The organism is Pseudomonas sp. GD03875 (assembly GCF_029840585.1).
GTDB lineage: Bacteria > Pseudomonadota > Gammaproteobacteria > Pseudomonadales > Pseudomonadaceae > Aquipseudomonas > Aquipseudomonas paralcaligenes.
On record NZ_JAOCCV010000003.1, the window covers coordinates 114,708 to 139,883 of the forward strand.

General features: G+C 62.9%; 24 protein-coding genes and 1 pseudogene. 10 read left to right on the forward strand and 15 right to left on the reverse strand.

What is annotated here, in order from left to right:
* A complete protein-coding gene (locus tag N5D30_RS03495; RefSeq protein ID WP_279907674.1) occupies positions 1-1,317 on the forward strand; it encodes a bifunctional DedA family/phosphatase PAP2 family protein in 1,317 nt (438 codons plus the stop codon).
* A gap of 98 nt (positions 1,318-1,415) precedes the next feature.
* Here N5D30_RS03495 and N5D30_RS03500 read toward each other — a convergent pair whose 3' ends face one another.
* From N5D30_RS03500 to N5D30_RS03510, 3 genes are read right to left on the reverse strand one after another with little or no spacing between them, the layout of a single operon-like run.
* Positions 1,416-2,006 carry an LON peptidase substrate-binding domain-containing protein gene (locus tag N5D30_RS03500; RefSeq protein ID WP_279907675.1) on the reverse strand — a complete coding sequence of 197 codons (591 nt, stop codon included), beginning with the start codon at positions 2,004-2,006 and terminating at the stop codon, positions 1,416-1,418.
* A 10-nt stretch (positions 2,007-2,016) separates the two neighbouring features.
* Positions 2,017-2,733 carry an LrgB family protein gene (locus tag N5D30_RS03505; protein WP_279907676.1) on the reverse strand — a complete coding sequence of 239 codons (717 nt, stop codon included), beginning with the start codon at positions 2,731-2,733 and terminating at the stop codon, positions 2,017-2,019.
* Positions 2,730-3,092, reverse strand: a complete 363-nt coding sequence (locus N5D30_RS03510) for a CidA/LrgA family protein (protein WP_220811888.1) — start codon at positions 3,090-3,092, stop codon at positions 2,730-2,732. Before N5D30_RS03510 ends, N5D30_RS03505 begins: the two co-directional genes overlap by 4 nt.
* A gap of 163 nt (positions 3,093-3,255) precedes the next feature.
* Between N5D30_RS03510 and N5D30_RS03515 the strand changes: the two genes are divergently transcribed.
* From N5D30_RS03515 to N5D30_RS03535, 5 genes are all read left to right on the forward strand, one after another.
* Positions 3,256-3,711 carry a MaoC family dehydratase gene (locus tag N5D30_RS03515; RefSeq protein WP_220811886.1) on the forward strand — a complete coding sequence of 152 codons (456 nt, stop codon included), beginning with the start codon at positions 3,256-3,258 and terminating at the stop codon, positions 3,709-3,711.
* Between the two features lie 84 nt (positions 3,712-3,795).
* Entirely contained in the window at positions 3,796-5,505 is a 1,710-nt protein-coding gene (locus tag N5D30_RS03520; protein ID WP_279907677.1) for a C13 family peptidase, read from the forward strand.
* Positions 5,506-5,717: 212 nt separating this feature from the next.
* A complete protein-coding gene (locus N5D30_RS03525) occupies positions 5,718-6,359 on the forward strand; it encodes an oxidoreductase (RefSeq protein ID WP_279907678.1) in 642 nt (213 codons plus the stop codon).
* A complete protein-coding gene (locus tag N5D30_RS03530) occupies positions 6,359-6,970 on the forward strand; it encodes a class I SAM-dependent methyltransferase (RefSeq protein WP_279907679.1) in 612 nt (203 codons plus the stop codon). Before N5D30_RS03525 ends, N5D30_RS03530 begins: the two co-directional genes overlap by 1 nt.
* A 67-nt stretch (positions 6,971-7,037) precedes the next feature.
* A complete protein-coding gene (locus tag N5D30_RS03535) occupies positions 7,038-7,505 on the forward strand; it encodes a YbaK/EbsC family protein (RefSeq protein ID WP_279902796.1) in 468 nt (155 codons plus the stop codon).
* Positions 7,506-7,517: 12 nt separating this feature from the next.
* On the opposite strand, the gene N5D30_RS03540 is transcribed toward N5D30_RS03535, so the two are convergent.
* The 3 genes from N5D30_RS03540 to mpl form a co-directional block, all read right to left on the reverse strand.
* Entirely contained in the window at positions 7,518-7,808 is a 291-nt protein-coding gene (locus N5D30_RS03540; RefSeq protein WP_279907680.1) for a YceK/YidQ family lipoprotein, read from the reverse strand.
* A 2-nt stretch (positions 7,809-7,810) separates the two neighbouring features.
* On the reverse strand, positions 7,811-8,443 hold the full coding sequence (gene ubiX / locus N5D30_RS03545; RefSeq protein ID WP_220811875.1) for a flavin prenyltransferase UbiX: 633 nt from the start codon (positions 8,441-8,443) through the stop codon (positions 7,811-7,813).
* A gap of 148 nt (positions 8,444-8,591) precedes the next feature.
* Positions 8,592-9,944, reverse strand: a complete 1,353-nt coding sequence (mpl, locus tag N5D30_RS03550) for a UDP-N-acetylmuramate:L-alanyl-gamma-D-glutamyl-meso-diaminopimelate ligase (protein WP_279907681.1) — start codon at positions 9,942-9,944, stop codon at positions 8,592-8,594.
* 218 nt (positions 9,945-10,162) lie between these two features.
* Here mpl and N5D30_RS03555 point away from each other — a divergent pair, with 218 nt between their 5' ends.
* The 4 genes and pseudogenes from N5D30_RS03555 to N5D30_RS26105 all read left to right on the forward strand — a co-directional run.
* Positions 10,163-10,615 carry a GNAT family N-acetyltransferase gene (locus N5D30_RS03555; protein ID WP_220811871.1) on the forward strand — a complete coding sequence of 151 codons (453 nt, stop codon included), beginning with the start codon at positions 10,163-10,165 and terminating at the stop codon, positions 10,613-10,615.
* 42 nt (positions 10,616-10,657) lie between these two features.
* Positions 10,658-11,476, forward strand: coding sequence for a zinc-dependent peptidase (locus tag N5D30_RS03560; RefSeq protein ID WP_279907682.1), 819 nt, complete (start codon positions 10,658-10,660; stop codon positions 11,474-11,476).
* 78 nt (positions 11,477-11,554) lie between these two features.
* Positions 11,555-12,082: an inorganic diphosphatase gene (ppa, locus tag N5D30_RS03565; protein ID WP_220811867.1), complete on the forward strand. Its 528-nt coding sequence runs from the start codon at positions 11,555-11,557 to the stop codon at positions 12,080-12,082.
* Positions 12,083-12,344: 262 nt separating this feature from the next.
* A pseudogene (locus N5D30_RS26105) lies at positions 12,345-12,488 on the forward strand (Arm DNA-binding domain-containing protein); the annotation flags it as partial.
* Positions 12,489-12,578: 90 nt separating this feature from the next.
* Here the strand turns inward: N5D30_RS26105 and N5D30_RS03575 are convergent.
* The 9 genes from N5D30_RS03575 to tssI form a co-directional block, all read right to left on the reverse strand.
* Complete coding sequence (locus N5D30_RS03575; protein ID WP_279907683.1) at positions 12,579-13,040, reverse strand: hypothetical protein; 462 nt, start codon at positions 13,038-13,040, stop codon at positions 12,579-12,581.
* 647 nt (positions 13,041-13,687) lie between these two features.
* Entirely contained in the window at positions 13,688-13,933 is a 246-nt protein-coding gene (locus N5D30_RS03580; RefSeq protein WP_279907684.1) for a CPCC family cysteine-rich protein, read from the reverse strand.
* Between the two features lie 677 nt (positions 13,934-14,610).
* Positions 14,611-14,943, reverse strand: coding sequence for an RHS repeat-associated core domain-containing protein (locus tag N5D30_RS03585; RefSeq protein WP_347881216.1), 333 nt, complete (start codon positions 14,941-14,943; stop codon positions 14,611-14,613).
* 180 nt (positions 14,944-15,123) lie between these two features.
* On the reverse strand, positions 15,124-15,399 hold the full coding sequence (locus N5D30_RS03590; RefSeq protein ID WP_279907685.1) for a colicin immunity domain-containing protein: 276 nt from the start codon (positions 15,397-15,399) through the stop codon (positions 15,124-15,126).
* Positions 15,396-15,581, reverse strand: coding sequence for a colicin D domain-containing protein (locus N5D30_RS03595; RefSeq protein WP_279907686.1), 186 nt, complete (start codon positions 15,579-15,581; stop codon positions 15,396-15,398). The genes N5D30_RS03590 and N5D30_RS03595 overlap by 4 nt, the downstream gene beginning before the upstream one ends.
* Positions 15,578-15,958: an RHS repeat-associated core domain-containing protein gene (locus N5D30_RS03600; protein WP_279907687.1), complete on the reverse strand. Its 381-nt coding sequence runs from the start codon at positions 15,956-15,958 to the stop codon at positions 15,578-15,580. Before N5D30_RS03600 ends, N5D30_RS03595 begins: the two co-directional genes overlap by 4 nt.
* Positions 15,959-16,284: 326 nt before the next feature.
* The gene (locus N5D30_RS03605; protein WP_279907688.1) at positions 16,285-21,540 is read right to left on the reverse strand and encodes an RHS repeat-associated core domain-containing protein; all 5,256 of its coding nucleotides are present in this window, start codon (positions 21,538-21,540) and stop codon (positions 16,285-16,287) included.
* On the reverse strand, positions 21,533-22,651 hold the full coding sequence (locus tag N5D30_RS03610) for a DUF2169 domain-containing protein (protein WP_279907689.1): 1,119 nt from the start codon (positions 22,649-22,651) through the stop codon (positions 21,533-21,535). Before N5D30_RS03610 ends, N5D30_RS03605 begins: the two co-directional genes overlap by 8 nt.
* A complete protein-coding gene (gene tssI / locus N5D30_RS03615; protein ID WP_279907691.1) occupies positions 22,651-24,975 on the reverse strand; it encodes a type VI secretion system tip protein TssI/VgrG in 2,325 nt (774 codons plus the stop codon). The genes N5D30_RS03610 and tssI overlap by 1 nt, the downstream gene beginning before the upstream one ends.
* Between the last annotated feature and the right edge of the window lie 201 nt (positions 24,976-25,176).

Sequence of the window (25,176 nt, forward strand, 5' to 3'; positions counted from 1 at the left end):
ATGAGCGAATGGTTCGCGACCCTGTCGCACTGGCTGGAAGCCAACCCGGAATGGCTGGGCCTCGCCATCTTCCTGGCCGCCTGCCTCGAATGCCTGGCCGTGGCCGGCATCCTGATTCCCGGCACCGTGCTGCTGTTCACCCTGGGTGTGCTGGCCGGCAGCGGCGCCCTGGGCCTGAGCGAGACCCTGTTGCTGGCCTACGCCGGCGGCCTGCTCGGCGACGCGATCTCCTATGGCCTCGGCCGCCGCTTCCACCAGGGCATACGCGGCCTGCCGGTGCTGCGCGACCACCCCGAGTGGCTGAGCGGCGCGGAGACCTACTTCCAGCGCTACGGCGTGGTCAGCCTGCTGGTGGGGCGCTACATCGGCCCACTGCGGCCCATGCTGCCGATGGTGGCGGGCATGCTCGACATGCCGCTCATCCGCTTCGCCCTGGTCAGCCTGCTGGCGGCCGCCGGCTGGGCGGTGGCCTACATCCTGCCGGGCTGGGCGACCGGCGCGGCGATCCGCCTGCCGCTGCCGGAAGGCTTCTGGAGCGCGGCGGGCATCATCGGCGGCGGGGTCGGCCTGATGCTGGTGGTGCTGATCTTCAGCAGCCTGCGCGAACAACGCTGGACCGTGCCGGTGGCGGCCGCCAGCTGCGCCCTGCTGCTGCTCGCCCTGCTGATCGGCATCCCCCACCTCGACGCACTGGACCAGGGGCTGATCGCGCTGGTCCAGGAACACCGCAGCGACCACGTCGACAGCCTGGCCATGCTGATCACCGGCATCGGCGACTTCCGCACCCAGGTGGCCGCCGGTGTGCTGGTCACCGTGCTGCTGCTGATCTCGCGGCGCATCCATGCGGCGCTGTTCCTGGCCAGCTGCACGCTGTTCACCGCGCTGGCCACCACCGGCCTCAAGCAACTGTTCGCCCGCGCCCGCCCCGAGGTGCTGCAGCAGCCGCTGGACACCTTCAGCCTGCCGAGTGGCCACAGCTCGGCGGCCTTCGCCTTCTTCCTGGCCTTGGGCGTGCTGGCCGGGCGCGGCGCCTCGGCGCGCACGCGCCTGACCTGGCTGCTGCTGGCCAGCCTGCCGGCGCTGAGCATCGCCGCGTCGCGGGTCTACCTCGGCGTGCACTGGCCGACCGATATCCTCGCCGGCTCGCTGCTCGCCGGCAGCGTGTGCGCGGCGTGCCTGGCCTGGCTGCAGCGGCGCGAGCCGATGCGGCCGCTGGGCGCGCGGGTGTGGTGGCTGGTGCTGCCGGCCACGGTTGCCCTGCTCGGCGGGGCGAGCGCCTGGGCGTTGCCGACGGCGATGCAGCTGTATCGTTACTAGGGTAGAGGAGCTTGTGGGAGCGGCTGGGCGGCATGCCGATTGGCCGCGATGATCCACAGAGGGCTTCGCGGCCAAGGCCGCTCCCACGGTAGTTGTTCCTAAGCGGTCATCTCGCCCTGCAGGCGGTCGAGGAACGTCTGGATCAGTTGCAGGCTCTGCAACGGTTGGTCTTCCGCCAGCACCTGCAGCTTCTGCTCGGTGGAGAACGGCAGCAGGTAGGCGAGCTGGTTGGCCAGGGCCTGCTGGCCGCCGACCACGCCGCCCATGCCCAGCGCCGCCACCATCGGATGTTCGGCCAGGGCGCCGAGCAGGGCCGCCAGGTCGGCGTGCTCGGCCAGCAGCGGCGCGTCCCCGCACTCCTCCAGCCAGTCCACCTCGGCCAGGGTCAGCTGGTCCGGGCGCACCGACACCGCGCCCACCCGCAGTCGCCGAACGCCCTCGACCCGGATGCCGAGCAGGCCATTGGAGCGCTGCTGGAAGTCGCGGATCACCGCCTCGCAGCCCAGCGCCGAGAAGCGCGAAGCCGCCTCGCCGACCTCCCTTCCTTCGAGGATGGCGACCACGCCGAAGCCTTCGCCACGACGCATGCAGGCACTGACCATGTCCAGGTAGCGCGCCTCGAAGATCTGCAGGTCGAGCACGCAGCCGGGGAACAGCACCGTGTCGAGGGGGAACAGCGGATAGTCCATGACAGTCGCCTCAGGCCACGGCCGCGACGACGAGGGGCAGCGCCACCGCCGTCAGCATGCCCATCAGGCTCATGGCCAGGGCGGCGAAGGCGCCGCTCTCCTCGCCCTCCTGCAGCGCCCGCGCGGTGCCCACCGCGTGGGCGGTGATGCCGAGCGCCAGGCCCTGGGCGGCCGGGTGATGGACGCCGATGCGGCGCAGCAGCTCGGGGCCGCACATGGCGCCGAGCACCCCGGTGATCAGCACGAACACCGCGGCCAGCGCCGCCACGCCGCCGATCTGCTCGGCCACCAGCATGGCGATGGGCGAGGTCACCGACTTTGGCGCCATGGTCATCAGCATCATGCGCTCGGCGCCGAAGGCCCAGGCCAGCGCCACACCCAGCACGGTGGCGAACGCCCCCGCCACCAGCAGGGTGATCAGGGTCGGCCAGAACAGCTGGCGGATGCGCCTGAGGTTGAGGAACAGCGGCACCGCCAGGGCCACGGTGGTCGGGCCGAGCAGCACGCTGAGCAGGAAGGTGCTCTCGCGGTATTCCTCGTAGGTCAGGCCGGCGACCAGCAGGATGCCGATCAGCACCGCCATGGACACCAGCACCGGCTGCAGGAACACCCAGCGGGTGCGCTCGTAGGCGGCCAGCGCCAGCTGGTAGACGGCCAGGGTGATGCCGACGCCGAACAGCGGGTGGTGCAGCACCGCCTGCAGCGCGCCGTGCCAGTCCGCGCTCATGGCCGCTCCCCGCGCCGCGCCTGGCGGTCGATCAGCTTCTGCATCAGCCAGCCGGCGAACAGCAGGGAAATCAGCAGCGACAGGCCCAGTGCGCCGGCCAGGGCCCAGAAGTCGGCGGCGATCTGCTCGGCGTAGACCATCATGCCCACCGCAGGCGGCACCAGCAGCAGCGGCAGGTAGCGCAGCAGGCCCGCGGCGGCCTCGGACATGGGCTCGCCGACCTCGCCGCGCACCAGCAGGAACACGAACAGCAGCAGCATGCCGATGATCGGGCCCGGCAGCATGGGCAGCAACAGGACGTTGAGGGCGGTGCCGAGCAACTGGAACAGCACCAGCCAGGTCAGGCCGCGGAGCAGCATGCATGAGCCTCCGGCTAGGGAAAGGCGGCCATTATAGACACGACGAAGGGCGCGCCATAAACCGCGACTTTCGGCTTGACCCGTCCCGCCGCGCCATGCTGTCCTAGCCACCAGCTTGGGTTACCAAAAACAACAACTGACCTCGCATCCTCAAGGAGGATCTATGCCGCTCGTTCCCGTCGCTCAGCTGCAAGACTATGTAGGCAAGGAACTCGGACGTTCCGAATGGCTGACCATCGATCAGCAGCGCATCAACCAGTTCGCCGAGTGCACCGGCGACCACCAGTTCATCCACGTCGATCCGGAGAAGGCCAAGCGCACCCCGTTCGGCACCACCATCGCCCACGGCTTCCTCAGCCTGTCGCTGATCCCGGTGCTGATGGAAAAGCTCATGCTCGCCCCGGAAGGCCTGAAGATGGCCGTCAACTACGGCCTGGACAGCGTGCGCTTCATCCAGCCGGTCAAGGTGAATTCCCGCGTGCGCCTGGCCGCCAAGGTGCTCGACATCACCGAGAAGCGCCCCGGCCAGTGGCTGTTCAAGGTCGAGGCCACCCTGGAGATCGAAGGCGAGGAGAAGCCCGCCTACATCGCCGAATCGCTATCGCTCTGCTTCGTCTGAAGCGGCACGCACCGCACGAAACGGGGCGCTCGGGCGCCCCGTTTGCATTCGGCGCTGGCATACTCGCGGCATGAACCGACCAGGATGTCCGCCATGCCCCGCCGCCTAGCCCCTCTCACCCTCGCTCTGCTGCTCGCCGCCTGTGGCGACGGCGAACCGCTGCTGCCGCCGGACGCCGTACTGCCGGACGGCGCCCGCTACCGCGGCGAGGTGGTGGACGGGCTGCTGCAGGGCGAGGGCCGCCTCGACTACGCCAACGGCGTCTACTACACCGGCCGCTTCAAGGACGGGCTGTTCGAAGGCCCCGGCGAGTGGCACGGCGCCAGCGGCGAGAGCTACAAGGGCGGCTTCCACCTCGGCCTGTTCGAGGGCCAGGGCGAACTGGTCTACGGCGACGGCAGCCGCTACCAGGGCGGTTTCAAGCAGGGCCGCCTGCACGGCGAGGGCCACCTGCAGCAGGGCGCCGTGAGCTACCGGGGCGAGTTCCGCGACGACCGCTACCACGGCCTCGGCACCCTGGAATGGCCGGACGGCAGCCACCAGGGGCGCTTCGTGCGCGGCGAGGCGGAAGGCGAGGGCGTGCGCAGCACCTCGGAAGGCCAGTACAGCGGCACCTTCAAGAAAGGCCTGCTGGAAGGGGAAGGCAGCTTCCAGGGCGAAGACGAGAAGCGCTACACCGGCCACTTCCGCAACGACCTGTTCCACGGCAAGGGCCGCTACCAGAACGGCGACGGCGAAGTCTGGAGCGGCCGCTTCGAGAACGGTGCGCTGAACGGCAAGGGCGAATTCCGCGGCGCCGACGGCCGTCACTACGAAGGCGAGTTCCGCTACTGGCGCTTCCATGGCCAGGGCCGGCTGAGCCTGGCCGACGGCAGCGTCTACGAGGGGCGCTTCGTCAACGGCGAGTATGGCGGCGAAGGCACCCTCGTCGCGCTCGACGGCAGCCGCCTGCAGGGCACCTGGAACGATGGCCGGCTGCTGCGCCAGGAGGATGGATCGGCGAGCCCCGATCCGCTCGAACTCGGCCTCCTGCAACAGGGCCAGTTGCTGCAACAGGCGCTGGACGCCCTGCCCGCCTCCACCCCGGCGGTCGAGCTGTACAGCCTGACCCTGGCCGGCGACGGCAAGCAGAGCGTGTTCCTGCGCGAGGCGGACTACGTCAGCAAGCTGCTGCGCGAACGCTTCGGCGCGCGCGGCAACGTCACCCTGACCAACCACCGCGACCACCTGGCCGACCGCCCGCTGGCCACCCGCGAGAGCCTGACCCGCGCCGTGCAGGCACTGGCCCAACGCAGCGGCCCGGAAGACCTGATCTTCCTCTACCTGACCAGCCACGGCTCGCGCGACCACGCACTGAGCATCGACCAGCCGCGCCTGCAACTGGCCGACCTGCCGGCCGCGGAACTGGCCGCCCTGCTCGAACCGCTCGGGGACCGGCACAAGGTGGTGGTGATCTCGGCCTGCTATTCCGGCGGCTTCATCCCGCCGCTGAAGGACGACAAGACCCTGGTGATGACCGCCGCGCGCGCCGACCGGGTGTCCTTCGGCTGCTCCGAGGAAAACGACTTCACCTACTTCGGCCGCGCCCTGTTCGCCGAAGCCTTCAACGAGACCGACGACCTGACGCGTGCCTTCGAGCTGGCCAAGGCCAAGGTCGCCGAGCGCGAGCAGGCCGAGGAATTCGAGGCCTCCGAGCCCCAGCTGTGGGCGCCCCGTCCAGTCATCGAACACTGGAAGCGGCTGCGCCAGCAGCAGGCGCAACAGGCGCTCACGGCCGCGGCGAAGGCACCTTGAGCCGCGCCACTTCCACCACTTCGCCCAGCAGGCCGTTGAAAAACGTAGGCGAGGCAGCCAGCGCAAGGCAAAAACAGGCGAAAAAGCGCAATTTACGAGCTGTAAATGAGCATTTTGAGACTCCGCGTCCCGGCCTGTTTTAACGCAGCGATGGCAACGCAGGTAGTTTTTCAACAGCCTGCTAGGATGAGCCGTATCAGCGGAGACCACGCATGTACCTGACCCCACAGCGCATCCTGCTTGCAGGCGCCACCGGCCTCACCGGCGAGCACCTGCTCGACCGCCTGCTCAGCGAGCCGACGATCAGCCGCGTGCTGGCGCCCAGCCGCGCTCCGCTGGCCGAGCACCCGCACCTGGACAACCCGGTGGGCGCGCTAGCCGAGCTGTTACCGAGCCTCCAAGGCCCGATCGACTCGGCCTTCTGCTGCCTGGGCACCACCATCAAGCAGGCCGGCTCCCAGGAGGCCTTCCGCTCGGTGGACCACGACCTGGTACTGGCCTTCGCCCGCCGCGCCCGCGAACTGGGCGCGCGCCACTTCCTGGTGATCAGCGCGATGGGCGCCAACCCGGGCTCGTCGGTGTTCTACAACCGGGTCAAGGGCGAGACGGAAGCGGCGCTTAAGGCGATGGACTGGCCGCAGCTGACCATCGCCCGCCCCTCCCTGCTGCTCGGCCCACGCCGCGAGTTCCGCCTCGGCGAGCGCCTGGCGGCACCGCTGCTGCGCTGGATTCCCGGCAAGTACCGCGGCATCGAGGCCGCCGTGCTGGCCCGCGCGCTGTGGCGCCTGGCCCTGGAGGAAGGTGAGGGCGTGCGGGTGGTGGAGTCCGACGAACTGCGCCGGCTGGGCCGCTGATGAAGTTCTACGACGAGAAGATACTGCCGCGCCTGATCGACTTCGCCTGCGGTATGGGCCAGGTGATGAAGACCCGCTCCCAGGTGGTGCCGCTCGCTGAGGGCCGGGTGCTGGAGATCGGCATCGGTACCGGCCTCAACCTGGGCTTCTATGATGCGGAGAAGGTCAGCGCCATCGTCGGCGTTGACCCGGCCGCGCAGATGCAACCCCTGGCCCTCCAGCGCGCCGAGGGCATCGGCATCCCGCTGGAGATGGTCGCCCTGGAGCTGGGGCAGATTCAGGCCGCCGAGGCCAGCTTCGACAGCATCGTCTGCACCTTCACCCTGTGCACCATCCCCGACCCGCTGGCCGCGCTGAAGGAAATGCGCCGGGTGCTGAAGCCCGGCGGCAAGTTCCTGTTCAGCGAGCACGGCCGCGCCCCGGACGCCGGCGTGCGCCTCTGGCAGGACCGCATCACACCGCTGTGGAAACCGCTGGCCGGCGGCTGCCACCTCAACCGCGACATCCCCGCCCTGCTCGCCGCCGGCGGCTTCCGCATCCGGGAAGTGCAGAGCAGCTACCTGCAGGGCCCACGGCCGATGACCTGGGTCTGGCGTGGCTGGGCCGAGTGACCGCCTGCGGGTTGACTGACCCGGTGCGAACGACAAGCATGGTGCTTTTGCCGGAAGGAAACCCCGCATGAGCCTGGAGTCGGTCCGCCGCTTCTTCGCCGAGAAGGCGCCCCACATCGATATCATCGAACTCGAGACCAGCACCGCCACCGTCGCCCTCGCCGCCGAGGCCCACGGCGTGGAGCCGGGGCGCATCGCCAAGACCCTGGCCTTCCGCGTCGGCGAACGCAACGTGCTGGTGGTCGCCCGCGGTGATGCGCGACTGGACAACCGCAAACTCAAGGAAGCCTTCGGTGCCAAGGCCAAGATGCTCGATGCGCAGACGGTCGAGGCGCTGACCAGTCACCCGGTCGGCGGCGTCTGCCCCTTCGGCCTGGCCACCGACCTGCCGGTCTACTGCGACCTGTCGCTGCAGGCCTTCGACGAGGTGCTGCCGGCCGCCGGCGCCCTGCACAGCGCCGTGCGCATCTGCCCACGGCAGATGGCCGAACTGGTCGACGGCGAGTGGGTAGACGTCTGCCAGGCGCTCGACTGAGCGCCGCCTGATTCAGTTGCCGCCGCTGACGCCGAGGCCCACACCCAGCTCGGCGGCCACGGAGAACGGCAGCAACAGGGTCTCCAGCAAGGCGGCGAACGGCAGGTCGAGGGCGGCGAAACGGGGCGCTTCGGCGCCGAAGCGGTCCACCGGGCAACAGCCGCCTTGCAGCGTGTACCAGTCCAGGCGCGTGCCGGAATAGATGATCGGCGCACCGGGCTTGGCCGCATCCAAAGTCCGCACACTGGCGCAGCCGGGCAGCAGCACACAGGCCAGCAGGCAGCCATATAAGGAAGCTTTCATGCTCAGTCGTCGCCGCTGATCAGGTGATGCTCGCCCCAGCGCGGCAACATGTCCTGGGGAATGCCCAGGCAGTTGAGGATGCGCGCCACGACGAAATCGATCAGGTCGTCCAGGGTCTGCGGCTGGTGATAGAAGCCGGGCGACGCCGGCAGGATGGTTACGCCCAGGTTGGACAGCCTGAGCATGTTCTCCAGGTGGATGCTGGAGTACGGCGCCTCGCGAGGCACCAGGATCAGCTGGCGGCGCTCCTTGAGCACTACGTCGGCGGCGCGCTCGATCAGGTTGTTGCAGGCGCCGGTGGCGATGGCCGAGAGGGTACCGGTGCTGCAGGGCACCACCACCATGGCGCTCGGCGCGCCGGAGCCGGAGGCCGGCGGCGCCATCCAGTCCTCCTTGCCATACACGCGGATCTGCCCCGGCGCCGCGCCGGTGTACTCGCTGAGGAACTGCTGCATGGCCTGGGGCTTGGCGGGCAGGGTCACGTCGGTCTCGGTGGCCATCACCAGTTGCGCCGCCTTGGAGATCAGGAAGTGCACCTCGCGGTCCTCCTGCACCAGGCAGTCGAGCAGGCGCAGGCCGTACTGGGCGCCGGAGGCGCCGGTCATGGCCAGGGTGACGCGTTCAGGGCCGCTCATGGGAAATTCCTCGGAGTGTTTGTTCCCCCTCTCCCCTTGGGAGAGGGGCCAGGGGTGAGGGCCCTCCAGGCAACTCCGAGCCGCCCACTGCACCCTCACCCTACGCGGGCCGCCCCAACCCTCTCCCGAAGGGAGAGGGAGTCAATTCCTATTCAGCCAACGCTTGCGCCAGCTTGCCGTGCAGGCCGCCGAAACCGCCGTTGCTCATGATCACCACCTGGGTGCCGGGCACGGCCACGGCCTTCACCCCTTCGATGATGGCCTCCAGCGACTCGCAGACCCGGGTCGGCACCCTGGAGCCGGCCACGGTGGCCGCCAGGTCCCAGCCCAGGTTCGGCGGCGCGTACCAGAACACCCGGTCGGCCTGCGCCACGGACTCCGGCAGGCCGTCGCGGTGGGCGCCGAGCTTCATGGAGTTGGAGCGCGGCTCGATCACTGCGATCACCGGCGCATCGCCGACGCGCTTGCGCAGGCCGTCCAGGGTGGTGGCGATGGCGGTCGGGTGGTGAGCGAAGTCGTCGTAGACGGTCACGCCGTTCACCTCGGCGACCTTCTCCATACGCCGCTTGACGCTCTTGAAGGTCGACAGGCCGACGATGCCCAGTTCCGGCACCACGCCGACATGACGGGCGGCGGCCAGGGTGGCCAGGGCGTTGGCCACGTTGTGCTGGCCGGTCAGTTCCCACGCCACGGTACCCTCGACCTTGCCGTCGAACAGCACCTCGAAGTGCGAGCCGTCCTCGCTGAGCAGGCGCGCCTGCCACTGGCCGCCCGCGCCGGTGGTCTGTACCGGGGTCCAGCAGCCCATCTCGATCACGCGGGCCAGGGCCTCTTCGGCCTGCGGGTGGATGATCAGGCCCTCGCCCGGCACGGTACGCACCAGGTGGTGGAACTGCCGCTCAATGGCGGCCAGGTCCGGGAAGATGTCGGCGTGGTCGAATTCCAGGTTGTTCAGGATCGCCGTGCGCGGGCGGTAGTGGACGAACTTGCTGCGCTTGTCGAAGAAGGCGCTGTCGTACTCGTCGGCCTCGACCACGAAGAACGGCGTGCCGCCCAGCCGCGCCGAGATGCCGAAATTCTGCGGCACGCCGCCGATCAAAAAGCCCGGGCTCATGCCGGCGTGCTCCAGCACCCAGGCCAGCATACTGGTGGTGGTGGTCTTGCCGTGGGTGCCGGCCACGCCCAGCACCCAGCGGCCCTGCAGCACGTGGTCGGCCAGCCACTGCGGGCCGGAGACATAGGGCAGGCCCTGGTTGAGCACATGCTCGATCGCCGGATTGCCGCGCGACAGGGCGTTGCCGATCACCACCAGGTCGGGGGCCGGCTGCAGGTGCTCGGGCAGGTAGCCCTGCATCAGCTCGATGCCCTGGGCTTCGAGCTGGGTGCTCATGGGCGGGTAGACGCTGGCGTCGGAACCGGTGACCCGGTGCCCCAGCTCCTTGGCCAGCACCGCCAGGGAGCCCATGAAGGTGCCGCAGATACCGAGAATGTGGATGTGCATCGATGACCTCGAAAAGAACCGGGAAGCCCCGGCAGAACTGGGCGCAGGGTAGCACAGGGCGTGCCGCCGGGCAGGCCGCGAGAAGCGTTCGCCACGGCCTCGGACACAATCAAACGCTTGCTTGGATTGCGCTTTCCATCCGCTTTCGGCAGCATCGACCCGACCCACTGGCACAACACCCGCATCGCCATCCCACTCCCAAGACGCCGAGGCCCGCCATGCGCATTGTCCAAGCCACCCTGGAACACCTGGACCTGCTGACCCCGCTGTTCATCAAGTACCGTGAGTTCTATGGCGAGCTGCCATTTCCCGACTCCTCACGCAAATTCCTCGAGACCCGCCTCAAGCGCAAGGAGTCGGTGATCTACCTGGCGCTGGCCGACGATGAGGACAAGCTGCTCGGCTACTGCCAGCTTTTCCCCAGCTATTCGTCGCTGTCGCTCAAGCGCGTGTGGATACTCAACGACATCTTCGTCGCCGAGGACGCCCGCCGCATGCTGGTCGCCGACCGCCTGCTGCAGACCGCCAAGCAGATGGCCAAGGAAACCAACGCCGTGCGCATGCGCGTGGCCACCAGCGTGGACAACGAGGTGGCGCAGAAGGTCTACGAGTCCATCGGCTTCCGCGAAGACACCAAGTTCAAGAACTACATCCTGGAACTGGGCGACTGATCGACGGCGGGCCCCGCCCGCCATGCCCCATCGAGACACTCCATGTGGTCGTTCCGTGCCTGGCGCCGCCAGCGCATTCTCTCCCGTTCGCCGTTCACCACCCTGCACTGGCGGGAGGTACGGGAGCGCCTGCCGATCCTCGACGGGCTGGGCGATGACGAGGAAAAACGCCTGTTCCAGCGGGCCGTGCTGTTTCTCCACCACAAGCGCGTGACCGCCATGCCCGGCGTCGAACTGGACGAAGTCGACCGCCTCGCCCTCGCCGCCCAGGCCGAACTGCCCCTGCTGCACCTGGCGGACCTGGACTGGTATCAGGGCTTCCACGAGATCATCCTGTACCCCGACGACTTCGTCAGCCCGCAGCGCCATCGGGATGCCAGCGGCGTCGAGCACGAATGGGACGACGAGCGCAGCGGCGAGGCCTGGCAACAGGGCCCGGTGATCCTCGCCTGGCCCGGCGTGCAGGCCGGCGGTGGATGGGAGGCCTACAACCTGGTGATCCACGAACTGTCGCACAAGTTGGACATGCTCAACGGCGGCGCCAACGGCCTGCCGCCGCTGCACCGCGACATGCGCATCCAGGCCTGGGCCGAGGCCATGCAGAGCGCCTACGACAGCATGAACGCGGCGCTCGACGCCAACCCCCACGCCGAAACCGCCATCGACCCCTATGCCGCGGAAAACCCGGCCGAATTCTTCGCCGTGACCAGCGAATACTTCTTCACCGCCCCCGACCTGCTGACCGACGCCTTCCCCGCCGTGTATGCCCAGCTCGCGGCCTTCTACCGGCAGGACCCGCTGGCCCGCCTGCAGACGCTCCGGGAAACCCACCCGGACTACCGCGACACGACCAATGGATGAACACGGGGGCGTAGTATCGCCACCGGAATGTGCCTATAATCCGCCCACTTTTTTTGGACCACCCCCAGGGAGTCGCCCATGAGCTACAGCAAAGTCCCGGCCGGCAAGGACGTACCCAACGACATCTACGTCGCCATCGAGATCCCGGCCAACCACGCGCCGATCAAGTACGAAATCGATCACGACACCGACTGCCTGTTCGTCGACCGCTTCATGGCCACCCCGATGTTCTACCCGGCCAACTACGGCTTCATCCCGAATACCCTGGCCGACGACGGCGACCCCCTGGACGTGCTGGTCGTGACCCCCTACCCGGTGGCCCCGGGCTCCGTCATCCGCTGCCGCCCGGTCGGCGTGCTGAACATGACCGACGAAGCCGGCGGCGACGCCAAGCTGGTCGCCGTCCCGCACGACAAGCTGAGCGTGCTCTACAAAGACGTACAGGAATACACCGACCTGCCGGCGCTGCTGCTGGAGCAGATCAAGCACTTCTTCGAGAACTACAAGGATCTGGAGAAGGGCAAGTGGGTCAAGGTCGAGGGCTGGGGCAATGCCGACGCCGCTCGCGAAGCCATTCTGAAGGCGGTTGCGGCTTACCAGAAGTAAGCCAATACCACCCCCTGAAAGGCCGACCACAAGTCGGCCTTTTTTATTTCCCAAGGAATCTCAAAAGGTCCACGAGACCTAGATAAATAGGGCGTCCATCCACAAGCATCCACGACCGCCTAGCAAAATCCCGCTCCACGGTGCAGGTCAGGTGGAGAAGCTATGGGCAAGCTGACGAGCAAGACAGTGGAGTCGCAGGCTAAAGACGCCTCAAGGAAAGACCAATGACGGTCACGGGCTCTATTTTCAGGTATCGAAAAGTGGAGACCTGAGCTGGACCTTTCGCCACAAGCTGGATGGCCAGAGCCGTGAAATGGGACTTGACCCTTTTCCCGCCGTAACTCTTGGGCAGGCCCGGCGAACAGCCGGGGATCAGCGCAAATCCTTGCAACGGGTATGCTCATGAAGATGCGGAAGCCAGACGTACCCAGCTAGGGCATCAGACAGTTTTTGCCATATTCCCTTCTGGACACTTGCATAACCCTAGCAAATCAATTCACCCCGCCAGATGATGAAGTGCCTCTGCCGAGGATGACGCTGACCTAGGTATCCCACTATACCCCCTCTCACCAGAGAGCTTATAAAGATTCGTATTGGGAACCTTAACCAAGAAACCTTTCCCTAGACTTTCTTCTAAAGCTAGCCTTACCGCCGTCTCATCCTCAAATCCGACATGATTATTCGATGATCTTATAAACTGCCATAGCCGCCAAGAATCAAACCCACCAAATTGACCATCGGGGCAAAAATCAATTTCAACCTCCCCCTCCTCCCCGTTAATATAAGCACCACCCCCATGAAATTCGTAATAAACATCTAAAAGCCTTCCAGACTTGGCAAGTCGTCCACATCTCCATGCCTGCATCAGATTTGTTTCACCCGCCAAAACCTGAAATCGCCTTAACAAAGCCTCTGACAAATTTAAATAACCTGAAATAACCTCCACTATACAACCCATGAAATTCATCTCCTACGTGGCGGCAGGCGATCTGGACCAGCAGACTCAGAACTTCTAACCACATCTTCAACAGCACCATAGCGCACCGCACCATCGCCAGCCGCACAAAACTATGCGACTGATAGATTTAAAGCTGCTGCTTGTCGCCCTGCTTTCAACAGATTTGCATTTTTATCTCTTGAACTACATAATCTGAAAATCCCCCACATAATTAATCTCTCGTCAAAACCCTAACAAGATCCTCAAATGTCATGGGCAGATTCTGCTTCTTCTGGAGAAAGTAGCACATTCATAATCTGGTTATCAAGGACACAGTCATACACATCAATACCAATCCAGCCTTTAGATCAAAACTCTACTGCCCCTAGCTTACTCCCCCTCTATCTCTATTCTTTCAAGATCACCGAAATCACCATTAGCAAATTCTGAATACTCTAAAGTATACCCTTTCAAAAATGGCCCTAACCAAGCGCCATTCATAACACTTCTCACCCCATCTAAAATTCCAATATTTCTGGAAGATGGAAGATTCTCCCCACCATATTTGCTCAACTGGTTAGTGTGATAACAGAGATTTATACCTAGCTTTTGCCGGGCCTTTTCAACTACTCAAACTGCCGTACTGAGACAACAACCCTACAATTCACTTATGATGGAATTTCTTTTGCCAACGGCCTTCTAACTCTATTAGAAAATTCCTTTTTAATCGCTCCGTACCTAGCAAAATTTTCTTTACCCTCATTCAAGCTAACGCCATTAGCGCCACCACTACAGCTAGGATCTTCATTCTGCACGTTATCATCCTCCCAACAACAAACTGGGCAGATTTCAAAACTCCCACATGGTTCCTCATAAAACGTCAGATACTCACAACACGGACAAGGATATTTCATAGAAACCTCTCCCTTGGCTGCGTTGACCGCTGAAGAGCTGATTATTCAAGATCTCAGATTTTTTAGATGCTTGAATGGACCTGATTGCAAATCAAACCCCATATCCAAAGCCAATTGAACTGCCTCTTCATACTCATCATTACTTATAGCGAAAATCATATTCGCAGATATGATCACACAGGACCTCAAAAGCCAAACTCTCCTCATTGCAATCAATATACTCTAACGCCCCCCGAAGCAGCATGGACTCTAGCCTTCCCTGAAAGAGCAATCCAAATTTTAAAACACGATCAGAATATATAAGCATCTCTATCATATAGGCTTATATAGTGAAGCAGGCGCATTATCGGGAAACGCCGTAATCAGCTTACCTGTAGCCGACTGATAAACAACACGGATACGAACTCCATCCCGAACTTCATAAGCAACCCATTTGGCTGGATCACACTTAACTGTATATATTCCACCAGTTCCCGTTTGAGCGTACCATTTGGTGCCAGGAGACGCAGCAATATCGCCAACCTCATGAACTACTTTATCTGCCGACCAGTCTTGGGGAAAAACTGTCTTTCCTGACTGTCCCGGCCGCATATGGCCGCCACTTCCAGGCTTATCACCATACAATATATGTTGTTTAGAGTCAGGAGAAAGAATATCTACATGATCTACAGCTCCACCTACTGGGCATGTGCATAGCCCGAGTGGGTCAACCCACTCCACCGGATTCGGCGCGTAACGATAGTTATTGCCCCCCCTTGCAACCCAATCGGATCCTGACTCACAAACCGCCCGCAGTCAGGATCGTAATACCTGAACCGGTTGTAGTGCAGCCCAGTTTCCTGATCGTAGTACTGTCCCAGGAATCTTATATTCTGCTCGACCGGAGTTTCCTGCTCCTCCCAGCGTTGGATCTGGACGTTGCCTTGAGTACCGGTGATCAGCCTTCTGGGCCTCTCGATCTTCGCCGTGTTACCCCATGCCTTATATTTGAAGCAAAGTGCGAAGCTCAGCCTGCCCTATAGTGAATTGGCTTGCATTTACTTCTGGATTGAAGTGACGACTTACAACGTGCTCCCAACCCGTACTCTTGTCACCGGTTATCAAGTTAACGCGTGACTGAACACGTCCAGGAACTTGAATAGCCGCTTCAGCAACAGTTCCAGTTCCAGCTCCAGTTCCTTTTGCCCCATCTAATTAGACTCTACCACTTGCAAAACCCTAAAAACCTCCGACCTTAGCTGCTCATCATTGAATTCATACTCTTCTCGTAACTCATCATCACCACAATACATATCTGCCGCACAGAATATGCTAGACAAACACTCACTCAATACCGGCGCATCTGCAAAAAGAAGCCCTTTATCTCTCGCGATTTTCCAAAGCTCAATATATGCCTCAGAAAACACCACAGCAGATAGCCGCCCCACTGCAAATGACTTTGCAAATCGCAAAAGAAGAACACTCATCGTAGAACACCATTCTTGATAAAATTTTCATATTGCTGAGTTCCTGGGGAAAGCTTGAAGCCTGTAACAAAATCCCCCGCACCATCAACAACGACCTCATTATTCGTTGCCGTATTAAAGAAAACCTTCGAGTCCTTTACAAAACCATACGTACCTTGCTGCACGGCAGACGCAGAGCTCATATGGGTCTTGATTGCCGACTCAAACTGAGCAAGCGTTTCAGGGTTTTCTTCGTTGTTACGACACCAAAATTAGAAGCGTGCTTGAACTTCTTATCAAGTTGTCTCTGGGTAATACCAGTGAGTTCTCCGGCAAAACCATCACCTTTTGCCCCATCCCCTGGACATCTACATAGCCCTAGCGGATCAATCCATCCTACCGGATTGGGCGCGTACTGATAGTTATTTAAACCACCTAGCAACCCAATCGGATCCTGACTCACGAATCGCCCACAGTCTGGATCGCAATACCTGAAGCGGTTGTAGCACAGCTCCGTTTCCTGACCGTAATACTTTGGAGTCTCAGACTCTGCTCGACGGGCTCGGCCTGCTGCTCCCACCGCTGAACCTAGACATTACCCTGGATATTCGTAATCAGCCGTATAGATTTCACCTAACTATAAAACCGCCTGCTCAACAACATAAATAGTGAATAAGTTAGGCCTTTCCTCCAAATGTAGCCTTTTACATTTCGGACATCGATAGACTGTAATGGACGCCTCATTGACAGCTTCATAAAACTGGTCAGACGACAGCTTATCTTCGCTATCTATTCTTCCCCCAACAACCTCAATGACTGACTCAGGAATAAGAGTTAGCTCATAATCCGACCACCCCTGAGAAAGGGTCATAACATAGCCGCATGCACAGGTGTATTTTGGCATAATTAACCACCTCCAGATGGTCGATCAAAGCGAACAATCGACCCATCAGGCTTTTGGAAGAATATGGTTCTTATGTTCTGTGCATTAGTTTTTCCCCACATGCGAGCTGCAACGGAGGACATATCAACACTAGAAAGGTCAGCCTGCACTAGAACTCCCCCAGCTTGATTCGCTTTCTTCTCTATAGCTCTAACTATACTGTTAGGGGAAATGTTCTGTGGCGTATAAACATCAACAGACCCAATTCCATTAACATATAAATCAGCAGTGCGCTGCCCTTGAACCCCTTTAGCTGATGCAGTTGCCTGATGAGTTACATCATAACCAATATCAGACAAGCCCTGCCCTGCACGTATCTCATTTGAATCAGGCACTGCACCTGACTCAATTTTTATTCCCCCTGCTGTACTATCCCCCGGGCATTTACATAGGCCCAGCGGATCAATCCATACTACCGGATTGGGTGCGTACTGATAGTTATTTAAACCACCTAGCAACCCAATCGGGTCCTGGCTCAAAAATCGCCCACAATCGGGGTCGTAATACCTGAACCGGTTGCAGTGCAGCTCTGTTTCTTGATCGTAATACTGCCCTTGGAATCTCAGGTTCTGCTCGACGGGCTCGGTCTGTTCCTCCCGCCGCTGGACCTGAACATTCCCTCGGGCATCCGTGATCAGTCGTCCAGATCGTTCAATCTTCGCCGCGTTGCCCCACGCCTTGTAGGTTGCGGACCAGACGATGTGGCCGTCGCGGTCCGTCAACTCCCTCGGTGTACCGAGGTGGTCAGTGTGGTAGTAGAGGATTTCTACCGGGCTCTTGTTGAGATTTTTCGGATGCTCAAATTGCCGGATCGTGGCCGCGACCTTGCGCGGCAGCTTGTCGAGTGTCGAATCCCACTGTTCGGGATATTGCTCTTTGAGGGTTTGATATTCCGGTGGCAATCCTTGAGTTTTTGTCTGCGCGCCCTCACTACGCACCATCGCCAATGGAACAAAACTACGCGGCTGATAGATGTAAAGCTGCTGCTTGTCGCCCTGTCGCTCCAGCAACAGACGGTTACCGTCCCATCCATAGTGAGTGGTTTCGTCGTCCAGCCAGGGACGGCTGCGCTTTTCGTTGTGTGGATCGAGTCGGTATTTGGCGATGCGTCGTCCGAATGGATCGTAGTCGTAGCCCCAATGCTCGGTATGGGTGAAGCGCTCCTGTCGGCGGGTAACGCTGACCCGGCTCAACTGGTGCTCGGCATCCCACTGGAACTGTCGCTCGGTATGCGGACCGGACTTCTTCTCGATGCAGTTACCCCAGGCGTCGTAGGCATAGCGATGTTCTTCCCACACTCGCAGGCGGTTGGGTTTGTTTTCGCCCCAGGTGCTGGGGTCAGCCTGGGCCTCTGCCGGTGTGAGCAGCGGGTTGAAGTCGGGGTTGGCCAGGTTGGCCTGCACGTAGGCCGACCACTCCTCCTCGCTCCAGGTGGTCTGCTTGAGTCGTGTCTCTTGCCGCTGGGCCTCCTCGGGCTGCATCAGGTTGTGGGCCGGGTCGAAGGCGAACACTTCGCTGACCTGGGGCGCCTGGGCGCTGAGCAGGCGCCCCAGAGCGTCGTAGCCGTAGCGGGTCGAGCCGTTGCGGCGGTCGTCAATGCCCAGCAGTTGCCCGGCCAGGTCGTACTGGTAGCGGCGGGCGATGCGCTGGCCCTGGCTCGACTCGCTTGTATCGAGCCCTGGGCCAACCTGGGGATTGGTGGCCTGCCGCTGCAGGCTGGCCTGGCTGCGCAGCAGGCGCCCCAGCGGGTCGAGTTCGGAGTGCGTATACAAGGCGCCCTGGGTACGGCCCGTTTCGCGGTGCAGGGCGTCGCGCTCGAAGTCGCAGATCACCTCGAAGTCGAGGTTGATCTGGTGTACGTGACCGCTGCCGTAGGTCAGGGTGTTGAGCTGGCGGCCATCGGGCAGCGTGGTGGTTTCCCGGTTGCCCAGCAGGTCGTAGGCGTGGCTCAGCTCGCTGCGTTGCCCGCCCCGGCTGTAGAGCACTTCGCGGGCCAGTTGGCCGGCCTGGTTGTAGAACAACTCCACCCGGGCCTGGCGATTGCGGGCACGGACCAGTTGACCGGCGGCATCGTAGTGGTAGCGGCTGTGAGCCAGCTGAGGTTTGCCATCGGTCCCCGGCTTGTAGCTGAACTTGTCCAGCAGGCGGCCCATGGCGTCCCGCTGGTAGCGGGTGCGTAGCAGCGCCCCCGTGCTTCTGCCGAGATGAGCACTGCTCGCCGGCACGCCATCGACACTTTCCAGCAGTTGCCCGGTGGCATCGTAGCGATAGTCGATGCGTCGCCCGTCGAAACCCTGCTCGGCCACCAGTCGGTCCAGTGCATCCCAGGCGAAGCGGTAGATCGCATTGTTCTCGTTGTGCAGACGGACCAGCCGGCCATGCACATCGTATTCATAGCGGAGGCTGTGGCCGAGGGCATCGATGCGCTGCAGCGGCCGGCCTTCGGTATCCAGCTGATAGCGCGTCACCCGCCCCAGCGGGTCATGGTGGGCGATGAGGCGGCCCAGCGGGTCGTAGGCGAAGCGTTCGATGGCACCGTCGGCGTGGCGGATGCTGTTCAGCCGGTCGCGGCGGTTAATGCGCGCGTAGCCGTACTGGGTGTTGTGGCCCAGAGCATCGGTCACGCTCGCCAGGCGGCCTTGGGCGTCGTAGCTGTATTGGGTGCGGTTACCGGAGCAGTCGGTGTAGGCCAGCAGGCGCCCCTGCGCATCGTGCTCCAGGTGCTTGCGGCCGCCACGCGCATCGAGGATGGTCGTAGGCAGGCCACGCCCGTCCAACTGGTATTCGGTAACCGCGCCGTTGGGCTCGGTAACGGCGATCAGGTTGCCGCGCTCGTCGTAACGATAATGGGTGGTCCGCCCCAAGGGGTCGCTGACGGCCACCGGTTTGCGCCAGCGCTCATGCCAGCGCAGCTGGTAGCGTGCGCCGTCGGGCTGGGTTATGCCGAGCAGATTGCCGCGATCGTCATACTGGCGACGGGTGACCCTGCCGGCCGGGTCGATAAGCGCGATCAGGTTGCCATAGGCATCACGCTCGTAATGTGTTTTGCCACCCGCTGCGTCGACCAGGCCGATCAGCTTCTTGTCCTTGTCATACAAGAAGCGCTCTTCTCTTCCGCTGGCGTCGGTGACACGGGTACAGCCGGCGACTTCATCGTAGTCGAAGGTCCAAGACTGCCCCTGTGCCGTGGAGCTGCGCAATACTCGGCCCTTGGGATCGAACTGGTCCCACTGATATCTCGCGACCAGGCCGCCCGGCTCCGTGTGTTCGACCATCATGTGGTTGCGCCAGGCGAAGGTACGACCAAGCTGGCCGTCACCATCGCGGACCTCGATCAGATCGCCTTCGGCGCTGTAACGATACTCGACCAGCCACTGCTGCTGCTCGCGCGAGTAGTGGCCTCTTCCATCGGGTTCGCCAAGCAGCTCCACCACATGGGTCAGGCGTGGCCCGACGCGGGTACGGTCGAAGATGAAGCCGACGCGCCGGCCACTGCTGGTATCGATGTGTCGCGGCAGCCCATCGTCGCTGTAATGCAGTCGCAGATGGTTATGGTTGGGGTCGATCATCCCCAGCAGGTAAAGGGTCTGGGCCTGCGGCGGCAGGTTTCCGTGTACGTCCTCCTCGACCTCATGACGGGCCCGATCGAGCGGACCCAGGCCGAAGATCAGGCGCAAACCATCCGGCTCAACCACTTCGTACTGGTTGCGCTGGTTGCGTTGCAGGGTGGAATGTTCGTATTTGGAGAAGAAGTGCTCGCCCACCGCCAGCGTCGGAAAGTGGGTGCGGCGCCCGTACATGTCGACGAAGTCGATACGCTCTTCCTGAACCTCCAGACGAAAATCGATAGGCAGGCTCCATCCCTGTCCCAACCAACCGACATGAGCATTGCTGGACAGGTAGGAGCGCTGCCAGACCAGAGGCAGAGGTGCTTCAAGCACGAAGTCGAGATCGCTCGCGCCGTTGAGCACCTTGGCGCCTGTCAGCACGTAAACGGGCGGTCCCACCTGGAGAGGGATACAGGTAGGGCATGGTCCATCGGACTTGCCGTTGGCCTTGTTGGCTGGCGCTTCCTGCTTGACCTTCACACCCTGGGACGACGACGGCTGTTCGGGTACGCGCGGCGGCGGAGTAGGCTCTGGCATGGCAGCCGGTGGTGGCGGCTCCGGCACCTTCGGGGGAATGGGCTCCACCTTCGGCGTTCTGCGAAACAGACCACCGGCACTCTTCGCCAGACCGCCCACCAATGTGCCGACATTGAGCACGGTATGCACCGCGGCTTCGGTCGTGGCGCCTTTCTGCCAAGCCTCCTGGGCCTCCGGCGGCACGATGATCGCCTTGCCCGTTTCCAGCGCCTGGCTGCCGATGCTGCCTGCCGTGACATTGCCCAGGCGCATGTTCTCCGCCAGGACCGCGCCATCGACGAAATTCTGCAGAGGACTGCGCTGTATCAGTTTCCCGCCCAGCTTGACCAGCTCGTAGGCACCTTCGCCGATGCCCGTGCCGAACTTGAGCACGCCCCGCGTACCCTGGGCCAGGTAGTCCGTCCAGGTTCCCTCGGTACCCTGGATGCCATCGATGATGTCGTTCAGCTCACCGAACTGGACGTATTCGTCCAGCTTGTCGAGATCGAACTGGCCGCGCCCCAACTTCTCCTGCAGCCCTTTCAGCTGCTCCAGCCGCGCACTGCTGCTCGGCCCCGTCGGTACGGACGATGTGCCGGGAATGCTGATCTCGGTGAGTAGCCGGCCCGGCGTGCCCCCCATGCCCATGGCATTGGTGTTGATCATGCACGGGCCGTCATGGCAGGCCACCGGGATGTTGTTGACCTTGACCTTGTTGTGTCCTTCGAGGATCAGCACGTGGCCGTCCCCCAGGGAGGTCTCGCTGACCACATGGGCGCCGGCATCGCCCAGCACGCCCTTGAACATATCGCCCTGGCGGTATACGCAGTTGCCACGTGCCTTCACATCCGGTGAGGCCAGAACTTGCTGGTCGAGCAAGGCGCAGCTGTCGAACGGCACCACCTTGTCGCCGACCATGCAGCTGTCGGGGTAGCTGCACACGGCCAGCCACTCCGTGGTTTCCTCGGCGACGTGTTTTTCCGGACCGACCGGAGCCAAAGGTGTGGGTTCTCCCTCAGGAAGCTCGTAGTCGGTGATGTAAAGAGGTCCTAGCTCGACGACTCCCGAGCCACCGGTTGAGGATGAATCAGACATGTGGGGCCTCCTGCCCTACCGTGCGCCGCCAGGCATCCATGCCGATGGCCGCGATACCGATGCGCCGGACTGGGTTGTCCCGTCCGAACGGCAAGCGCCAGGTCAGGCTGGCCCGGCGTGTATCGAGGTCGAGCGCCAGGGTGTCCAGCCTCGGCCAGGTCAGCGTGGTGGGCCCCTCGCGCTTGGCCACGGCCAGCAGGATGCCGAGCGCCGGCAGGCGCATGTGGGTCCGTCCTTCGGCCAGGCAGCCCAGAAGCGCGAGTTCTTCGTCGCCTTCGAGGTAGCCGGGATAGATCAGGTCGGGATGGGCGCTCTGGTAGAAGCGCATGTCGAAGTCGTCGGGTATCGCGGGATGCTGCTGCGCCCGCCAGTCGGCGTCGAAGGTGCCCGCCAAGGCCAGGCGGGGCTCCCACCAGCGTGCGATAGGGCCGGTGCCCTCTACCGGATGGCGGCTGTACGGGCTGGCAATGGGTTTCTGTGCATCCCCGATCTGAGGCGCGGGCAGGGACCGTATGTGGCCGATCTGCTTCTCCATCGCTCGGCGCTCGGTCTTTTCCAAGCGTTCCAGGTCCGTATCATCGGGCAGCCAGCCACAGCCGACCGGATTGTCCGGCTTGTAGAGATGCTGCCAGCGGTCATTCGCATCCTTGACCGAGAAGACGCCGCCGAAAGCCTGGCGGTAGTCGAGGGCAACACGGTCGGTGCGTTCGGAGGTGCTCGACCGCCAGCCAAGCGGTGTTTTTTCGAAGCGCCGGGGCCCGAGCAGGTGCAGGAATTTCTCGGTCCGCCCGATCCGCAAGCCCATGACCCAGTCCCGCAGGGTCTTCCCCTCCTCGCAACAGGCCTGGCCGGTCATGTGGATGTCGGTTGCCGGCTTGCCCAGCAGCAGGTCGCCGTCGGTCTTGAGCAAGGCCCGGATGGGGTCGTGCGCAGCCGGGCCGATCAAGCTGTCGCCGTACTGGATCGGTTCCTGCCTGGCCGCCCTGGGCATGGGATTGCCGTTGCTGGAGAAATCGAAGGTGCCACGGACCACCAGCACATCGAATGGCTTGCCGCGGTAACCTCTCTTCTCGAACAACAAGTGCGGAAAACCGCTCTGGTTGTCGACCATCAGAAGCAGCTCCCGGGCTTCATGATGCTGTCGAGCGGGCTGCTCTCCGCCTCGACCATGTCCGGCGCACTGCTGGCCGTTCCGCTGTTGAGGTGGATGTCGTCCGGCGCATCGGCATTGAAGGTCTTGGCCGCCTTGAAGTGAAGCTCCGGGCCATCGACGAAGATGCCCTTGGCGGTGATCACCACCTTGGAAGGCCCCACCTGCAAGGTGATGCTGTCGCCATTCATGGTGAGGCTGGAACCGCCCTGAGCGGCTGCCGGCGATGAGGGGGCGACGATGTTCATGGGCATTGCCGCCATGCCGGCAATCCCGGACGAGCCGCCCCCCACTTTCACGCTGTACTGCTTGCCGACGCTGGTGCTCTTGTCCTTGCCGATCCGGCTGCTCTCGCTCATCCCGACCAGGGTGTTCATCATCATGCCCACGTTCAGGCTGTATCCCAGCCCGACGTTCTCCATCCGCCCCAGCCCGACGTTCTGCAGGTAGGTCATGCCGATGGTCTCGGTCTTGTTCTTGCCAACTCTCGTCGACCAGTTCTTGCCGATACGATCGCTCTCGTTCTTGTCCACCTTCTTCGTGCGATTCTTGTGGATCGTCACCTTCTCGTTGCCATCCACCGTCTCCGTCCGGTTCTGGTGGATGTCGATGGTCTCGTTGCCGTCCACTTCTTCCTTGCGGTTGCCGTGCACCGTGATCGTCTCGTCACGGTCCACCGTCTCCGTCCGGTCGCGCTTGATGTGGCTGGTCTCGTCGCGGTCGATGGTCTTGCTGCGGTCGTTGCCCACCCAGTGCGTCTCGTCGTTCTCGACTTCGATGTCCTGGTTCTTCTCGGCATGGATCCACAGCTGTTCCTCGCCCTTGCGGTCCTCGAAGCGCAGCGCGTTGGCGTTCTCGTAGCCACCGCCCAGGCTCGACCGGGTCAGGATGCCCGACTGGGTGGCATTGGCCGGCAGTTGCCACGGCGGCATCTGGAAGGCGTTGTACAGCCGGCTGGTGATCACCGGACGGTCCGGGTCGCCGTTCAGGTAGTCGACCAGCACTTCCTGGCCGATCCGCGGCAGGTGGATGCCGCCGAAGCTCGACCCCGCCCACGGGTGCGACACGCGTATCCAGCAGGAGCTGTTCTCGTCCTTGCTGCAGTAGCGGTTCCACGGGAACGACACTTTCACCCGACCGTATTCGTCGGTGTAGATCTCCTGGCCCTTCGGCCCCGTCACCGTTGCCGTGTCCGGGCCCATGGTCTGCGGCCGGGGCGTCAGCCGCTGGGCGCGGAACGGCTGGTCCGACGGGTGCGTCTCGACCCGGATGCGCAGCACATGGCTGCTCGATCCGCTGGCCGCCTCGTAGTCGTTGTCGCTGAACTGGTAGTGCGCCGCCACCACCAGGTATTCCCGGTTCTGGCTCGCGCTGGGGTGGCGCTCCAGGGTGAACAGGTAGCCCGGCGCCAATCCCCGTGCCCTCCCCGTCGCCTGGCCGCGCAGGTGCGCGCTCTGCAGTTCCTCGACCCGCACCCGGGCGTAGGCCTCGCCCTCGCCCAGGTTGGTGTAGCCGCCGGGGTAGTCGAAGATCTCGTAGCTGCCGTGGGCATGCCCGGGCGACTGGTCGCGGCGCACCGCCAGGTCCGAGCGCGGCATGGTGAAGTTGTAGTCGTGGGACATGTACTGCCCCGGCTTGACCGCGCCACCGGAGGACCAGGTGTCGATGTGGTCCTCGTCCGGGTAGGTCACGTCCGGGTCGAAGTAGGGAATGCTGGCGTAGCCGGGATAGGGTTTGCACAACCCGATGTCGTCGCTGATGACCATCACGTGCTCGCCGGAGCTGTGCTCGAACCAGAACCAGATGCCCTCGTTCTCCAGCATGCGCATCACGAACTGGGTATCGCTCTCGCGGTACTGCACGCAGTATTCCCACACGCGGTAGCTGCGGGTGAGCATGAAGCGGGTCGGGAACGGGTAGTTGCCCAGCACCTGCTTGACCATGTCCGGCGCGGTCATGTTCTGGAAGATGCGGTAGTCGCTGCGGCGCGTGCCGTACCACAGCCAGGGCTTGAGCCGGGCCTGGTAGAGGTAGTGGCGGCCTTCCTTGCCGACCAGGGCGAATTGCTCGCACTGGCCGTTGATGTGGCGCCGCGCACCGCCGGCCAGCTCGATCTCCACCGTCACCGGGGTGCCCAGGATGGCCTGGGGGTCCAGGCCCTTCTGCTCGCTCTTCATGACCAGCGTCATGTCGAACAGCCGGGAGATTTCCTCGTGGCCGTTCAGGGTCGAAAAGCGCAGCGCATCGTCACCGAACACCGTAGTGACGTTAAGTACTCTGTTCATCCGCTCGCCTCCCTGCAAGCTAAAGCTGGCCGTCGCATCCCGCTAGAGCCATATCCAAGTGCGCGGATTTCACCCGAACGGACCAGCCGCAACAATTCGGCTTGCCGTAAACGACGAATGGGTCTCAATTTGGTCCGCTGCGGCAGAGGCTCGGTCGCCCCTTCGAGACATACCGGTCCGGCTTTCACGAACCGAAGCAGC

What these genes read in the sequence shown, in the direction of transcription:
- N5D30_RS03555 (WP_220811871.1), top strand. Translation starts at nt 10,163, where the DNA reads ATGCGCATTGTCCAAGCCACCCTGGAACACCTGGACCTGCTGACCCCG.
- tssI (WP_279907691.1), bottom strand. Translation starts at nt 24,975, where the DNA reads ATGAACAGAGTACTTAACGTCACTACGGTGTTCGGTGACGATGCGCTG.
- N5D30_RS03540 (WP_279907680.1), bottom strand. Translation starts at nt 7,808, where the DNA reads ATGAAAGCTTCCTTATATGGCTGCCTGCTGGCCTGTGTGCTGCTGCCC.
- N5D30_RS03495 (WP_279907674.1), top strand. Translation starts at nt 1, where the DNA reads ATGAGCGAATGGTTCGCGACCCTGTCGCACTGGCTGGAAGCCAACCCG.
- N5D30_RS03525 (WP_279907678.1), top strand. Translation starts at nt 5,718, where the DNA reads ATGTACCTGACCCCACAGCGCATCCTGCTTGCAGGCGCCACCGGCCTC.
- N5D30_RS03515 (WP_220811886.1), top strand. Translation starts at nt 3,256, where the DNA reads ATGCCGCTCGTTCCCGTCGCTCAGCTGCAAGACTATGTAGGCAAGGAA.
- ubiX (WP_220811875.1), bottom strand. Translation starts at nt 8,443, where the DNA reads ATGAGCGGCCCTGAACGCGTCACCCTGGCCATGACCGGCGCCTCCGGC.
- N5D30_RS03610 (WP_279907689.1), bottom strand. Translation starts at nt 22,651, where the DNA reads ATGGTCGACAACCAGAGCGGTTTTCCGCACTTGTTGTTCGAGAAGAGA.
- N5D30_RS03605 (WP_279907688.1), bottom strand. Translation starts at nt 21,540, where the DNA reads ATGTCTGATTCATCCTCAACCGGTGGCTCGGGAGTCGTCGAGCTAGGA.
- N5D30_RS03520 (WP_279907677.1), top strand. Translation starts at nt 3,796, where the DNA reads ATGTCCGCCATGCCCCGCCGCCTAGCCCCTCTCACCCTCGCTCTGCTG.
- N5D30_RS03580 (WP_279907684.1), bottom strand. Translation starts at nt 13,933, where the DNA reads ATGAAATATCCTTGTCCGTGTTGTGAGTATCTGACGTTTTATGAGGAA.
- N5D30_RS03535 (WP_279902796.1), top strand. Translation starts at nt 7,038, where the DNA reads ATGAGCCTGGAGTCGGTCCGCCGCTTCTTCGCCGAGAAGGCGCCCCAC.
- N5D30_RS03500 (WP_279907675.1), bottom strand. Translation starts at nt 2,006, where the DNA reads ATGGACTATCCGCTGTTCCCCCTCGACACGGTGCTGTTCCCCGGCTGC.
- mpl (WP_279907681.1), bottom strand. Translation starts at nt 9,944, where the DNA reads ATGCACATCCACATTCTCGGTATCTGCGGCACCTTCATGGGCTCCCTG.
- N5D30_RS03590 (WP_279907685.1), bottom strand. Translation starts at nt 15,399, where the DNA reads ATGAGTGTTCTTCTTTTGCGATTTGCAAAGTCATTTGCAGTGGGGCGG.
- N5D30_RS03575 (WP_279907683.1), bottom strand. Translation starts at nt 13,040, where the DNA reads ATGGGTTGTATAGTGGAGGTTATTTCAGGTTATTTAAATTTGTCAGAG.
- N5D30_RS03510 (WP_220811888.1), bottom strand. Translation starts at nt 3,092, where the DNA reads ATGCTGCTCCGCGGCCTGACCTGGCTGGTGCTGTTCCAGTTGCTCGGC.
- N5D30_RS03530 (WP_279907679.1), top strand. Translation starts at nt 6,359, where the DNA reads ATGAAGTTCTACGACGAGAAGATACTGCCGCGCCTGATCGACTTCGCC.
- N5D30_RS03560 (WP_279907682.1), top strand. Translation starts at nt 10,658, where the DNA reads ATGTGGTCGTTCCGTGCCTGGCGCCGCCAGCGCATTCTCTCCCGTTCG.
- ppa (WP_220811867.1), top strand. Translation starts at nt 11,555, where the DNA reads ATGAGCTACAGCAAAGTCCCGGCCGGCAAGGACGTACCCAACGACATC.
- N5D30_RS03595 (WP_279907686.1), bottom strand. Translation starts at nt 15,581, where the DNA reads ATGAGCTCTGCGTCTGCCGTGCAGCAAGGTACGTATGGTTTTGTAAAG.
- N5D30_RS03505 (WP_279907676.1), bottom strand. Translation starts at nt 2,733, where the DNA reads ATGAGCGCGGACTGGCACGGCGCGCTGCAGGCGGTGCTGCACCACCCG.